General features: G+C 40.5%; 16 protein-coding genes and 1 other annotated feature. All 16 genes read right to left on the reverse strand.

Annotation, left to right across the window (positions count from 1 at the left end):
* Nucleotides 1-23 precede the first annotated feature (23 nt).
* The 16 genes from rplA to disA all read right to left on the reverse strand — a co-directional run bounded on the left by rplA (nucleotide 24) and on the right by disA (nucleotide 12,812).
* Nucleotides 24-722, reverse strand: coding sequence for a 50S ribosomal protein L1 (gene rplA / locus RCG22_RS15015; RefSeq protein WP_098262336.1), 699 nt, complete (start codon nucleotides 720-722; stop codon nucleotides 24-26).
* A gap of 115 nt (nucleotides 723-837) precedes the next feature.
* Nucleotides 838-1,263 carry a 50S ribosomal protein L11 gene (gene rplK / locus RCG22_RS15020; RefSeq protein WP_007085303.1) on the reverse strand — a complete coding sequence of 142 codons (426 nt, stop codon included), beginning with the start codon at nucleotides 1,261-1,263 and terminating at the stop codon, nucleotides 838-840.
* Nucleotides 1,264-1,496: 233 nt separating this feature from the next.
* The gene (nusG, locus tag RCG22_RS15025) at nucleotides 1,497-2,033 is read right to left on the reverse strand and encodes a transcription termination/antitermination protein NusG (RefSeq protein ID WP_308103620.1); all 537 of its coding nucleotides are present in this window, start codon (nucleotides 2,031-2,033) and stop codon (nucleotides 1,497-1,499) included.
* 134 nt (nucleotides 2,034-2,167) lie between these two features.
* A complete protein-coding gene (gene secE, locus RCG22_RS15030) occupies nucleotides 2,168-2,350 on the reverse strand; it encodes a preprotein translocase subunit SecE (protein ID WP_098262338.1) in 183 nt (60 codons plus the stop codon).
* A gap of 46 nt (nucleotides 2,351-2,396) precedes the next feature.
* Nucleotides 2,397-2,543 carry a 50S ribosomal protein L33 gene (gene rpmG / locus RCG22_RS15035; protein ID WP_098262339.1) on the reverse strand — a complete coding sequence of 49 codons (147 nt, stop codon included), beginning with the start codon at nucleotides 2,541-2,543 and terminating at the stop codon, nucleotides 2,397-2,399.
* A 119-nt stretch (nucleotides 2,544-2,662) separates the two neighbouring features.
* Nucleotides 2,663-3,313, reverse strand: coding sequence for an RNA polymerase sporulation sigma factor SigH (sigH, locus tag RCG22_RS15040; RefSeq protein WP_098262340.1), 651 nt, complete (start codon nucleotides 3,311-3,313; stop codon nucleotides 2,663-2,665).
* A gap of 69 nt (nucleotides 3,314-3,382) precedes the next feature.
* Nucleotides 3,383-3,892 (reverse strand): NYN domain-containing protein, encoded by a 510-nt coding sequence (locus RCG22_RS15045; RefSeq protein WP_098262341.1) that lies wholly within the window; start codon nucleotides 3,890-3,892, stop codon nucleotides 3,383-3,385.
* 2 nt (nucleotides 3,893-3,894) lie between these two features.
* Complete coding sequence (gene rlmB, locus RCG22_RS15050) at nucleotides 3,895-4,638, reverse strand: 23S rRNA (guanosine(2251)-2'-O)-methyltransferase RlmB (protein ID WP_098262342.1); 744 nt, start codon at nucleotides 4,636-4,638, stop codon at nucleotides 3,895-3,897.
* Nucleotides 4,639-5,058 carry a Mini-ribonuclease 3 gene (locus RCG22_RS15055; protein ID WP_098262343.1) on the reverse strand — a complete coding sequence of 140 codons (420 nt, stop codon included), beginning with the start codon at nucleotides 5,056-5,058 and terminating at the stop codon, nucleotides 4,639-4,641.
* A gap of 3 nt (nucleotides 5,059-5,061) precedes the next feature.
* Nucleotides 5,062-6,459, reverse strand: coding sequence for a cysteine--tRNA ligase (cysS, locus tag RCG22_RS15060; RefSeq protein ID WP_308103621.1), 1,398 nt, complete (start codon nucleotides 6,457-6,459; stop codon nucleotides 5,062-5,064).
* Nucleotides 6,440-7,108, reverse strand: coding sequence for a serine O-acetyltransferase (cysE, locus tag RCG22_RS15065; RefSeq protein ID WP_098262345.1), 669 nt, complete (start codon nucleotides 7,106-7,108; stop codon nucleotides 6,440-6,442). The genes cysS and cysE overlap by 20 nt, the downstream gene beginning before the upstream one ends.
* A 226-nt stretch (nucleotides 7,109-7,334) precedes the next feature.
* Nucleotides 7,335-7,582, reverse strand: a binding site (T-box leader).
* A gap of 47 nt (nucleotides 7,583-7,629) precedes the next feature.
* Nucleotides 7,630-9,087 (reverse strand): glutamate--tRNA ligase, encoded by a 1,458-nt coding sequence (gene gltX, locus RCG22_RS15070; RefSeq protein ID WP_308103622.1) that lies wholly within the window; start codon nucleotides 9,085-9,087, stop codon nucleotides 7,630-7,632.
* Between the two features lie 107 nt (nucleotides 9,088-9,194).
* Nucleotides 9,195-9,677 (reverse strand): 2-C-methyl-D-erythritol 2,4-cyclodiphosphate synthase, encoded by a 483-nt coding sequence (gene ispF / locus RCG22_RS15075; RefSeq protein WP_308107170.1) that lies wholly within the window; start codon nucleotides 9,675-9,677, stop codon nucleotides 9,195-9,197.
* A gap of 27 nt (nucleotides 9,678-9,704) precedes the next feature.
* On the reverse strand, nucleotides 9,705-10,409 hold the full coding sequence (gene ispD / locus RCG22_RS15080) for a 2-C-methyl-D-erythritol 4-phosphate cytidylyltransferase (RefSeq protein WP_308103623.1): 705 nt from the start codon (nucleotides 10,407-10,409) through the stop codon (nucleotides 9,705-9,707).
* Nucleotides 10,410-10,435: 26 nt separating this feature from the next.
* Nucleotides 10,436-11,524, reverse strand: a complete 1,089-nt coding sequence (locus RCG22_RS15085; protein ID WP_098262349.1) for a PIN/TRAM domain-containing protein — start codon at nucleotides 11,522-11,524, stop codon at nucleotides 10,436-10,438.
* Between the two features lie 208 nt (nucleotides 11,525-11,732).
* On the reverse strand, nucleotides 11,733-12,812 hold the full coding sequence (gene disA / locus RCG22_RS15090; RefSeq protein ID WP_308103624.1) for a DNA integrity scanning diadenylate cyclase DisA: 1,080 nt from the start codon (nucleotides 12,810-12,812) through the stop codon (nucleotides 11,733-11,735).
* Nucleotides 12,813-12,814: the final 2 nt, after the last annotated feature.

Below are 12,814 nucleotides of genomic sequence, written 5' to 3' on the forward strand. Positions count from 1 at the left end.
TCTAGATTGTCAATTGGGAAAATTTACTTAACTGTTACTGATGAAGGGTCAACTTTCACGCCAGGTCCCATTGTAGAAGCAACAGTTACGTTCTTCATGTAAGTACCTTTTGCAGCAGATGGCTTCACTTTTACCATAGTTTCAAAGATAGTGTTGAAGTTTTCAACAAGCTTTTCGTTTTCGAAAGATGCTTTACCGATAGGAACATGAATGTTACCAGACTTGTCTACACGGTATTCAACTTTACCAGCTTTAATTTCATTAATCGCACGAGTTACATCAAATGTAACTGTACCAGTTTTAGGGTTTGGCATTAAACCTTTAGGTCCTAAGACACGACCAAGCTTACCAACTTCACCCATCATGTCAGGAGTTGCTACGATTACATCAAATTCAAACCAACCTTGTTGGATTTTGTTGATGTACTCTGCATCACCTACATAATCAGCTCCAGCTGCTTCTGCTTCTTTAACTTTTTCACCCTTAGCGAAAACTAGAACGCGTTGCGTTTTACCAGTTCCGTTTGGAAGCACGACTGCACCACGGATTTGTTGGTCAGCTTTCTTAGGGTCTACACCTAAACGAAATGCTACTTCTAGAGTTGCATCGAATTTAGTGAAGTTTGTTTTTTTAGCAAGATCAATTGCTTCAGCAATTGGATATGCTTTTAGGCGATCTACAAGCTTTGAAGCTTCTAAATACTTTTTACCTTTTTTAGCCATTTTAATTTCCTCCTAGATTGTGGTTTTAGCGGAATAACCTCCCACGAATAAAGGTTGCGAGTGAGAAATATCAGCGTCGCAACCCCCTTCATTACACCAAACAGTTCAACATGAATTAGTCTTCGATGACAATACCCATGCTGCGTGCAGTACCTTCGACCATGCGCATTGCCGCTTCAACGCTAGCTGCGTTTAGGTCAGGCATTTTTTGTTCCGCAATCTCGCGTACTGTATCACGCTTTACTGTTGCTACCTTATTACGGTTAGGTTCACCAGAACCTGACTGAATTCCAGCTGCTACTTTCAATAAAACGGCAGCAGGAGGAGTTTTCGTAATAAATGTAAATGAACGGTCTTCAAAAACCGTGATTTCAACAGGAATGATCAAACCAGCTTGATCAGCTGTACGAGCGTTAAATTCTTTACAGAATCCCATGATGTTAACACCGGCTTGACCTAATGCAGGACCAACTGGTGGCGCAGGGTTTGCTTTCCCAGCAGGGATTTGTAACTTAACGACTTTAATTACTTTTTTAGCCACGAGACACACCTCCTTAAAGTCCGTGATGTGGTAATAGGAATCTTTTCAGAATCCTCCCACTCAGGCATCTGTCTTTATCTATTGATCATAAAGAACTTAACATAAGTCTTGTCTCACATGGAGACATACTGACCTATGAAATATTACCACTTTTTAAAAATGATTTCAAGTTTTTTTACAATATAAGATTATTTTTCTTTGATCAATGCCATAAAAAGAGCTCTTAAGCTTCCTTAATCCAGCTTCTCAATTTGGGTGAATTCCAGTTCTACCGGGGTGTCACGACCAAACATATTGACAAGAACCTTCAGTTTCGAGCGATCCTTATCCATTTCTTCAACCGTACCAGTAAAGTTGGCAAATGGACCTTCCTTCACGCGGACCGTTTCACCTAACTCATAATTAGCATCGACACGTTTTTCCGTCATACCCATTCTCTTCAGGATCACAACTACTTCTTCAGGAAGCAATGGAGTAGGTTTTGAGCCACCACCTGATGAACCAACAAACCCGGTTACTCCAGGAGTGTTACGAACCACATACCAGGAATCGTCTGTCATCACAATTTCAACTAATACATAGCCAGGGAACACTTTACGCTTGACTACCTTCGACTTACCATTTTTGATTTCTGTTTCTTCTTCTTCAGGAACAACCACCCGAAAAATCTTATCGGTCATACCCATCGATTCAACTCGTTTTTCTAAATTAGCTTTTACCTTATTTTCATAACCTGAGTAAGTATGCAAAACATACCAATTTTTTTCCATTTAAGAGGACTAGAACGTCCGTCCCTCCCTACATTTATTCAAAGACTATTTTTTAAGCAAATAAAAAACCCGTGAAACGGGCTTTAGATAAAAATTCCTTTATTAATCACCATTATACCATGAAAGTTGATTTATTATTCAAGAATTAAGCGAATCAATTTTGAAATTCCTAAATCTAGAACCGCAAAGAACGCTGCAAAAAAAACAACAGTCGATAATACAGTAATTGTAGAGCGCGTTAGTTCCCCACGTTTTGGCCAGCTAACTTTTCTCATCTCACGGAAAATTTCACTGAAGAACTTCTTTATGCGTTGCATGTTAAGTAACCCCCAAAATCTAAAAATAACAACGAAAATCTATAGATTATTTTGTTTCTCTATGAATGGTATGGGTGGTACAGGTTTTACAGAATTTTTTCAATTCTAATCTCTCTGTTTGTGTCTGTTTGCTGATAGTTGAATAATTCCGCGAGCTGCAAACAGAACAGGAAAGGATTACTTTTCTACTCATATTCGACACCTTTACCCAATTTTCTACTTTATCTTTTAGAATGTAACATGAGTCCTAATTATTGTCAATGACTCCCGTGATTGGTTCAATTATATGACATATTTAGATAACGCTTACTCTTAAAGTGAAAATTCACGGAGTTCTAAATACCGCTCCAGCTTTCTTTTTACGCGCTGAAGGGCATTATCAATCGACTTCACATGACGATTAAGCTCTTCTGAGATTTCTTGGTAGGATTGCCCATCTAAATAGAGGGCTAATACCTTTCTTTCCAGGTCACTTAGTAATTCAGTCATTTTCACTTCGATATGGTCAAACTCTTCTTGATTAATAATCAGTTCCTCGGGGTCAAGAACCTTTGTCCCTGACAAAACATCCATCAATGTTCGGTCTGATTCTTCATCATAAATAGGCTTGTCCAATGAAACGTAAGAATTTAACGGGATATGCTTTTGGCGTGTGGCCGTCTTAATGGCTGTAATGATTTGACGAGTGATACATAACTCAGCAAATGCCTTAAAGGAGGTAAGTTTGTCCTCGCGAAAGTCACGAATGGCTTTATACAGTCCGATCATACCTTCTTGGACAATATCTTCTTTGTCCGCACCAATTAGAAAATAAGACCTTGCTTTTGCACGTACAAAGTTACGATATTTGTGGATTAAATAATCCAATGCTTCACTATCACCATGGTGCACTAAATCAACAATTCCTTCGTCATCCATTAGAAGAAATTGCTGGTTAATCTTAGTTCCGAAGTCCGTACTCAAAGTCGATCCCCTCCACCGAACAAGCATAGTTAGTAATAGTATACATGACAACTATTTATTAGTCCACGTTCACTTTTGTCCTCTGCGCCATTTTTCAAAAATTTCTGCCATTTCATCACTTATCTTTATTTTGGAAGCAGGCCTTTTTTCTTGAATGGTTTTGACTTTCTTTTCGATCCCTTTTTCAATGGAAGACATTTCAATCAGCAATTCACGGGCTGACTTCCTTAATGCACCTTGTCCAAAAATGGCCCATTGCTCTGTAAAATCGGAAGTCGCCACATGGACTTGCGTTTTTCGATTACTCAGACTGATTGCCAACTTTTCAATCCGCTCATCTGCCGTCTCGTTTTCTTTTGTAAAAATAACTTCTATCTTATGATTTCTATACTTTTTTTCCGTCCCTTGTACATAATAGGCATCAAATACAACAATCACACGAAAACCGGAATAGGCCTGGTATTCAGCCATTCTCTCTACTAAGCGGTCACGTGCGGCAGGTAAATCATGTTCCTTTAACGCTCTTAGTTCTGGCCAGGCCCCGATAATGTTATATCCGTCGACAAGCAGGATATCCATTACTATCCCTCAAGTGTGTGTCGTTTTCGATATACCTCATACATCAGTAAAGCAGCAGCAACAGAGGCATTTAGGGAGGTTACTTTACCAACCATCGGCAAATGAATGAGAAAATCGCATTTATCACGAATCAGCCTTCCCATCCCTTTTCCTTCACTGCCAATAACCAAGCCTAGTGGCAGGGTTCCGTCTAATTGGCGGTAATCATCTTTCCCTTTTGCATCAGTTCCCGCAATCCAAATACCCCGCTCTTTCAATTCATCGATGGTTCTTGCCATATTCGTAACACGAACAACAGGGATATATTCAATCGCACCTGTCGAAGCTTTAGCGACTGTTGCGGTTAGCCCAACAGCGCGCCGCTTCGGGATAATGATGCCATGAGCCCCCACGGAATCTGCCGTTCTCATGATGGACCCTAAGTTATGAGGGTCTTCAATTTCATCCAATAACAAAAAGAAGGGCGATTCGTTTTTCTTTTCTGCTGCGGCAAACAAGTCATCCATTTCTGCATATTGATAAGCAGCCACATAAGCAAGAACCCCTTGATGATTTTCATCAGCGATTTGATCAATTTTTTTCTTTGGTACAAATTGAACAATCACATTTGCTTCTTTGGCTAATTGAGTAATTTGCTGCATTTGGCCTCGCTGCGATCCTTCAGCAATTAAGATCTTATTAATATCCCTTTCTGATTTTAGCGCTTCGATGACCGGGTTTTTGCCAACAATATATTCTTGTTCCATCTAGCGTTCCTCCTTTCTTTCATCCACAAATAAAAATGATCTTTGAATAAGCTCTTCTAAACGCACTATTTTACCAGTTAAATATAGATACCCCATCAATGCTTCAAAAGCTGTGCTGTAATGATAGGTTTGGACATCCGTGTTTTTAGGTACAGTCCCCGATTTCGCATTTCTACCGCGCATAACCACCGCTAGTTCCTCTTCATCGAGCAGTTGATCATCGATCATGTGAAAAAGAATTCGGCTTTGTGCTTTCGCCGACACGTAAGTGGTCCCTGTCCGATGCAACTGATTGGGCCTTACCTTTCCGCTATAGAGGAGGTGGCGCCTTACATACGTTTCATAAATGGCGTCACCCATGTAGGCAAGGGCGAGACTATTCAATTGTTTAACATCGATTGTATTTTGATATTCAAGCATGAATTAGCCTCTCTTCCACCTTGTACCCTGCGGTGTATCTTCTAAAATAATATTCATTTCTTTTAACTGGTCTCTAATTTGGTCAGACAATTGGAAGTTCCGGTCTTTCCGAGCCTGGATTCGCTTTTCAATCAGCGCATCGATCTCTTCGTCAAGCATTTCTTCTTTTTCAAATGTCAGCCCTAAGACATGGAATAACTCTTCAAATTGTGTTGTGAAAGCATCAATCACTTCAACCGCTGTATTTTTTTCTAAAAGATAATAATTAGCTAGTTTCGAGAGGTCAAATAAAACGGAAATAGCTTTTGCTGTGTTAAAATCATCATCCATTGCTTCAATGTATTCTTGGTGCAATTTTGCAATCTTTTCAAGCCATTCCTGATTTGTATCTGTTAAGTCCGTGCTAGCTTCTTTGCGATGCTTTAAGTTTTGATAGGAAGTTGTTAAACGTTCAAATGCTGCTCTCGTGCTCTCCAGTAATTCCTCGCTATAGTTAATCGGATTACGGTAATGAACTGATAACATGAAAAACCGTAACACTTGCGGATTATGCTTTTTAATAATGTCATGAACAAGGACAAAATTCCCTAATGATTTAGACATTTTTTCATTGTCAATATTGATATAGCCATTGTGCATCCAGTAACGAGAAAATAACTTTCCTGACAAGGCTTCTGACTGAGCAATTTCATTTTCATGATGCGGGAAAGTTAAATCCTGTCCACCAGCATGAATATCAATGGTTTCGCCCAAATACTTTTTCGCCATCGCGGAGCACTCGATATGCCAGCCGGGACGACCAAGTCCCCATGGGCTCTCCCAGTAGATTTCCCCTTCCTTAGCCGCTTTCCATAAAGCAAAGTCTAAGTCGTCTTGTTTTCGGTCCCCGACTTCAATTCTTGCCCCTACCTGCAAGTCATCAATCGATTGATGCGACAGCTTCCCATAATCATCAAATTTTCTCGTCCGGAAATAAACATCGCCGGCAGATTCATAGGCGTAGCCCTTTTCGACTAATTGACTGATGAAATCAATGATAATATCCATATTTTCCATTACCCGTGGGTGAACATCCGCCTTCTGGCAGCCTAATGCTGTCACATCTTCATAATAGGCATTAATAAATCTGTCAGCAATCGCCGGCACACTTTCGCCTAACTGATTGGCTGCTCGAATCAATTTGTCATCAACATCGGTGAAGTTAGAAACATAATGTACCTCATAGCCGCGATATTCCATATAGCGCCGAACCGTATCAAAGACGATCGCCGGACGGGCATTACCGATATGAATATAATTATAGACCGTCGGACCGCAAACATACATTTTTACTTTTCCTTCTTCAAGCGGTACGAACGTTTCCTTCTTGCGTGTTAGTGTATTATAAAGTTGAATGGCCATTGATTTTTATCCTTTCTCCTTTTAATTCTTCGAGTTCATGCATTAACTTATCCAGATCATTTTGCATTTCTTTAAAGCGGTCTGCAACAGGGTCCGGCATGTCACAGTGGTCCAAGTCCCTGGTAATTCTTCTTCCATCCTGAATGACGACTCTCCCGGGAATCCCAACTACCGTTGAATTAGGAGGAACTTCTCTCAATACAACCGAGCCGCCGCCAACTTTGGAGTTTTCACCCACCGTTATTGAACCTAGTACCTTTGCACCTGTGGCAATCAGAACATTATCCTTAATCGTCGGATGCCGCTTTCCTTTTTCTTTACCCGTTCCACCAAGGGTCACCCCTTGATATATAGTTACATTATCCCCAATTTCACACGTTTCCCCTATAACGACACCCATACCATGGTCAATAAAAAATCGTCTGCCTATTTTTGCCCCGGGATGTATTTCAATTCCCGTAAAAAATCGGCTTACTTGTGATATAACCCTGGCAAGGAAAAATAATTTCCGATTAAAGAGTGCATGTGCGAGTCGATGTGACCAAATGGCATGTAAGCCTGAATACGTCAAGATTACTTCTAAATGACTTCTTGCTGCTGGATCTTGTTCAAAAACAACCTCAACGTCCTCCCTCAACTTCTTGAACATTACCATTCTCCCCCTTATTTATAAAGCGTAAGCACCCGTTTAGCGGCGTATGGACTGGAGCACTTTGACTGAGATAAAGGAAACACGGAGAGCGTAGCGATCCGATGTTGACTTATCGTAGGGAAAAGGGCGAAGTACACTAGCCGCTGGGTGCTGAAGCTAGACTTTATCTAAGTTCAAAGTAATAACAACCTTTCTGAGAAATAAAAAACGCCTCTGTCTTAACGACAGAGACGCTTATGCGCGGTTCCACTCTGATTAGACCGTAAAGCTCGTTCGAAAACGGAAGCTTACAACTGGTCTCACTCTACCTGTTAACGGATAGGTTCCGCCCATTTCTACTCGGAGTTGACTCCTTTCAAAACAGGGCTCAGAGGTGCATTTCAAAAAACGAGAGGCTTAAACCATTTTCAGCCGGTGATGGTTTTCTCTTTAAAGCGTCTTTTTTTTACTTATCCTCTTCTACACTTTTAGAAGTATGAAATTTCTTTCTTTTACTATATTACATTTCTTCTACAATGTTAACTAATTATTTTACTAATTCTCATTTGAACTTTATCTTTCCCTAGCAACTCAATCGCTTGTGGAAGGTCTGGCCCGTGTGTTTGGCCCGTTACTGCCGCACGAATTGGCATAAATAGGTTTTTCCCCTTTTGGCCGGTCGACTTTTGTACAGCCTTCATAGCTGCCTTAATTCCATCTGCACGGAAATTTTCAAGCTGATCTAGTTCATGAGAAAACGCCTTTAGCACTTCTGGAACGGTTTCTCCCGCTAATATCTCTTTCGTATCTTCTTCATAGACGGCATCTTCTCGGAAAAACATATCTGATAATTCCACGATTTCAGCGCCATAGCTTAGTTTTTCCTGTAAAAGAGCGGCAAGTCCCTGCAGCCATTGGTATTGTTCATCCGTCATAATTTCACTGATTCGCCCAGCTTTCATTAAGTGGGGCTTGACCAGATCAACGACACGGTTAAGCTCAATTTTTTTCATATATTGGTTGTTCATCCACAACAGCTTTTGCTTATCAAATAGTGCCGGAGATTTCGATAAACGATTCGCATCAAAGATTTCAATAAACTCATTCTTAGAATAAATTTCTTCTTCACCCGCTGGCGACCAGCCGAGCAGTGTAATAAAGTTAAATAACGCTTCTGGGATATACCCCAGTTCTTCATATTGTTCAATAAATTGGATGATAGACTCATCACGCTTACTCAACTTTTTGCGGCTTTCATTGACAATCAAGGTCATATGTCCAAATATTGGCGGCTCCCAGCCTAATGCTTCATAGACCATCAATTGCTTAGGTGTGTTAGAAATATGATCATCGCCACGAAGCACATGCGAGATTTTCATTAAATAATCGTCAATCGTTACCGCAAAGTTATAAGTCGGGGTACCATCTTTTTTAATGATGACCCAATCGCCCATCCCTACGGACTCAAACGAAACAGTTCCCTTTACCATATCATCAAATGTGTAGGTTTTTCCTTCAGGTACGAGGATACGGATACTTGGCTGACGGCCTTCGCTTTCGAATTGGCTTCTTTGTTCATCTGTTAAATGACGGCATTTGCCTGAATAATGAGGTGTTTCTCCTCTTTCAGTCTGAGCTTCCCGCTCTGCTTCAATCTCTGCTTCCGTACAATAACATTTATAGGCATGTCCATTGGCTAATAATTGATTATAGTATGTTTCATACATATCATTTCGTTCCGATTGACGGTACGGGCCGTATTCGCCTCCGACATCGACACTCTCATCCCAATCCATGCCAAGCCATTTTAAATATTTTAACTGGCTTTCTTCGCCGCCTTCAATATTCCGCTTTTTATCGGTATCCTCAATACGGATGATAAATTTCCCGCCTTGATTGCGGGCAAATAAATAATTAAATAACGCTGTACGGGCGTTGCCAATATGTAAATGTCCCGTTGGACTTGGAGCATATCTTACACGAACTTCGTTTGACATCTTCATGCCTCCATTCTAGTAATGCGAAAGCGTCTGGGCGTTGTAGCTAGACAGCTTACCTTTTGATTTCAGGTCTATTGTATCACTGTACATTTGACTGTAAAAGGTTAATTGTTAACCTTTTTTAACAAAACAGCTACCTGGGAAGCAATCCCTTCTCCTCTGCCGGTAAAGCCCAGCTTTTCTGTTGTGGTCGCCTTTACATTGATTTGTTCAGGTGCTGCCTCAAGTAATTCTGCAATCCTTATGCGCATTTGGTCAATATAAGGTGCCATTTTCGGCTTTTGAGCAATAATCGTACAATCGGCATTAACAAGTTCGTAGCCTTTGTTCTTTACCAATTGCCAAACATGCTCCATCAGCTTAGCCGAGTCAGCATCTTTAAAATTTGGATCAGTATCCGGAAAGTGTTTCCCAATGTCGCCTTCCCCAATCGCACCAAGGCAGGCATCAGCAACAGTATGTAATAAAACATCGGCATCTGAATGACCGAGCAAGCCCTTTTCATAAGGTATGGTGATTCCACCTATAATTAACGGGCGCCCTTCTGTTAATTGATGAACATCAAAGCCCTGACCAATTCGAAACATCATTAAAAACCCCTTTTTCTTAATTGTCTAGCTACAGCGCCCCTGACCAAGGCGCTTTCGCTTTTCTAGTATAGCTTCAGCAAAGAATAAATCTTCTGGTGTTGTTAATTTTATATTATCGTAATCGCCCTCTACCATGGCAACTGGATACTTAAGCCGCTCAACCAAACTAGCATCATCTGTTCCTAGGAAGTCATCCTTTTCTGCCTGTTCGTACGCTTCCTTTAGAAGTAAAACGCGAAAAGCTTGTGGGGTTTGAACAGCCCACAAGCTTGAACGTTCGACAGTTTCAACGACTACACCGTCATCTACCTTTTTGATGGTGTCTTTTGCCGGTACTCCCAAAATGGCTGCACCTGTTTCTTCAGCTATGTCTGCTAAACGGTGGATGTGTTCTTTTAAGATAAAAGGACGTGCCGCATCATGGACAAGAATAATTCCGTTGGGGTCCACTGATTTAAGTGCATTATAAATGCTATCCTGACGTTCTTTGCCGCCCGGTACTAAGGTAATTACTTTCGTTACATTGTACCTGGCTAATAGCACTTTAAATTCCGGTTCATCCTGGGGGTGAATGGCAAGAATCATTCCACTGCATGCCTCATCCTGCTCAAACACCCGAAGTGTATGAATGAGGACAGGAATCCCGTTTAGCTCCAGCAAAAGCTTATTTTTCCCTGCACCCATCCTTTTTCCCTGGCCGGCTGCCGGGAGAATGACTTGGTAAGTCATAAAATTTACCCCACTCTATCTAGTATCTATAGTGCTTTTTCTAATAATTTGGGTTTAGCAAAAATCATACGTCCCGCGGATGTCTGAAGAACACTCGTGACAAGAACCTCAATTCTTTTACCGATATATTCTCTTCCTTCCTCTACGACAATCATCGTACCGTCATCTAAATAGGCAACGCCTTGATGATATTCTTTTCCATCTTTAATGACTTGAACGGTTAATTCCTCACCAGGCAGGACTACAGGCTTGACGGCATTGGCTAAATCATTGATGTTTAGCACCGAAACATTTTGTAATTCACAAACTTTATTCAGGTTAAAATCATTCGTAACTAAGATGCCATTTGTAATTTTTGCTAATTTAACGAGCTTTGAGTCCACTTCACTAATTTCCTCAAAATCTCCCTCATAAATTTCCACCTTAATGGCGAGTTCCTTTTGAATTCGATTTAAGATATCCAAACCTCTGCGGCCGCGGTTTCGTTTCAACACATCGGAAGAGTCGGCAATATGCTGTAATTCTTCAAGTACGAATTGAGGAATGACAATGGTACCTTCCAAAAATCCCGTCTGACAAATATCGGCTACACGACCATCAATGATGACACTTGTATCTAATATTTTCAAAGGATGATTAACTTCCTTATCATTTTCTTCATCAGCGCCCTTTTTCTTATTACTGCGGTTCCCAAAAAGACCTAAGAGCTCATCCCGTTTCTTGAATCCAACCTGAAAACCCATATAACCAAACAAGATGGTAAGCAGGATTGGAGCAACGGCATTTAATATTGGGACCTGAACGGCATTAAGGGCAAAGCCGATTAAAAAGGCTACCAACAGGCCGAATATTAAGCCCACACTACCAAAAAGAACATCTGTCACAGGAACCTTTACTAAAGAATCCTCAGCCCACTTAATAAAATTAAAGACATAATCTACTGCCCAAAAGGTAATAAGATAAAAAATAATAGCACCTAAAACAGCAGTGATATACGAGTTGTTAATCAGGGGAATGTCATTGATATGAAGTAAATTGAACAATTCCGGTAATAATAAAATACCAAGCGTACCACCCATAATGAGGAAGCAAGCCTGCACAATACGTTTTAACATTCCTTCACCTCCTCTACTCATTATAAACATTTTCATGGAAATGAAACCTTAATTTCCAGATTATTTTTCAGTAACAAAATCGTATAAAAGATTATCTTGTTAGTTAAAATAAATAGGTTTAGGATGTCTCCCCTAGGGTAACATTGGAAAAATTTTGTGTCAAACGGTTGGATTTTTTTTACTTTCGTTAACTCGAAGTTTATTAACCCTAAAGATGACGGTCGGTGTATAACCGTTCTTTAATCAATTTAAAGCCTTCTTTGATCTTTTTAGCCCGAACTTCCCCGATTCCTTCTACATCATCTAGTTCTTCAACTGATGCAGAAATTATTTTGGAAAGCTCACCAAAACTGCTAATTAGATTTTCGATAATGATAGAAGGAAGCCTTGGTATTTTATGAAGAATTCGGTAGCCACGCGGACTTTTATTCTCATCCAGATGCACATAGCCGAGATATCCCATTAATTTCAAAAGAACCATATCCTCAATCGTACCAGTACCGCTCGTAGCGATTGCCTGCATTTTTCCGAGCATGTCTCTTGCCTTGATGTCTCTGTCAAAGGCATAATCCTTGATAATGAGCATCGTCTCGTCTTCTAGATCTGTGAGTATTTCATTCAATTGCAACCGAATGAGACGGCCTTCTGTTCCCAACTCGTGTAAATAGGTTAACAGTTCATTCTTAATCTTTAAGACCATTTCAAACCGATGGAGAACAAGCAAAAAGTCGTTATAGGTAACCGACTCCTCAAACTCGAGAATACTCAAATTGGTAATACTTTGTTCCAATACCGTCTTATACTTTTCAAGTGTCTGTATCGCTTGATTCGCTTTTGTTAAAATAACAGCAATATCTTTTAAGGCATAGCGGAAATTCCCTTGGTAGAGTGTAATGACATTTCTCCGTTGCGAAATCGCAATGACTAAAGCTTTGGTCTGCTTTGCCACTCTTTCAGCTGTGCGATGCCTCATTCCTGTTTCTGAAGAAGGAATATCGGAATCAGGAGCTAGCTGGGCATTGGCAAAGAGAATTTTATTTCCTAATTCGTTGAGGATGATGGCACCGTCCATTTTTGCTAATTCATATAAAAAGCTAGGCGAAAATGGACAATTGATTTCAAAGCCGCCGTCAACGATGCTTTTTACTTTTTCGTTAAATCCAATGACAATGAGGCCCCCCGTGTTCGCACGGAGAACATTGTCGATTCCCTCGCGGATGGGTGTACCAGGTGCAAGGAACTGTAAAATTTCACTTACGGTATGTTCACCTAGCTTTTTATTCTCCATCT

It is taken from the genome of Neobacillus nitrireducens (assembly GCF_030915405.1).
Lineage (GTDB): Bacteria > Bacillota > Bacilli > Bacillales > Cytobacillaceae > Neobacillus.

Bases quoted from the DNA above. Each gene is read 5' to 3' on its own strand.
- rplA (WP_098262336.1), bottom strand. From the start codon at position 722: ATGGCTAAAAAAGGTAAAAAGTATTTAGAAGCTTCAAAGCTTGTAGAT.
- nusG (WP_308103620.1), bottom strand. From the start codon at position 2,033: ATGGAAAAAAATTGGTATGTTTTGCATACTTACTCAGGTTATGAAAAT.
- secE (WP_098262338.1), bottom strand. From the start codon at position 2,350: ATGCAACGCATAAAGAAGTTCTTCAGTGAAATTTTCCGTGAGATGAGA.
- rpmG (WP_098262339.1), bottom strand. From the start codon at position 2,543: ATGAGTAGAAAAGTAATCCTTTCCTGTTCTGTTTGCAGCTCGCGGAAT.
- RCG22_RS15045 (WP_098262341.1), bottom strand. From the start codon at position 3,892: ATGGATATCCTGCTTGTCGACGGATATAACATTATCGGGGCCTGGCCA.
- rlmB (WP_098262342.1), bottom strand. From the start codon at position 4,638: ATGGAACAAGAATATATTGTTGGCAAAAACCCGGTCATCGAAGCGCTA.
- RCG22_RS15055 (WP_098262343.1), bottom strand. From the start codon at position 5,058: ATGCTTGAATATCAAAATACAATCGATGTTAAACAATTGAATAGTCTC.
- cysS (WP_308103621.1), bottom strand. From the start codon at position 6,459: ATGGCCATTCAACTTTATAATACACTAACACGCAAGAAGGAAACGTTC.
- cysE (WP_098262345.1), bottom strand. From the start codon at position 7,108: ATGTTCAAGAAGTTGAGGGAGGACGTTGAGGTTGTTTTTGAACAAGAT.
- gltX (WP_308103622.1), bottom strand. From the start codon at position 9,087: ATGTCAAACGAAGTTCGTGTAAGATATGCTCCAAGTCCAACGGGACAT.
- ispF (WP_308107170.1), bottom strand. From the start codon at position 9,677: ATGTTTCGAATTGGTCAGGGCTTTGATGTTCATCAATTAACAGAAGGG.
- ispD (WP_308103623.1), bottom strand. From the start codon at position 10,409: ATGACTTACCAAGTCATTCTCCCGGCAGCCGGCCAGGGAAAAAGGATG.
- RCG22_RS15085 (WP_098262349.1), bottom strand. From the start codon at position 11,524: ATGTTAAAACGTATTGTGCAGGCTTGCTTCCTCATTATGGGTGGTACG.
- disA (WP_308103624.1), bottom strand. From the start codon at position 12,812: ATGGAGAATAAAAAGCTAGGTGAACATACCGTAAGTGAAATTTTACAG.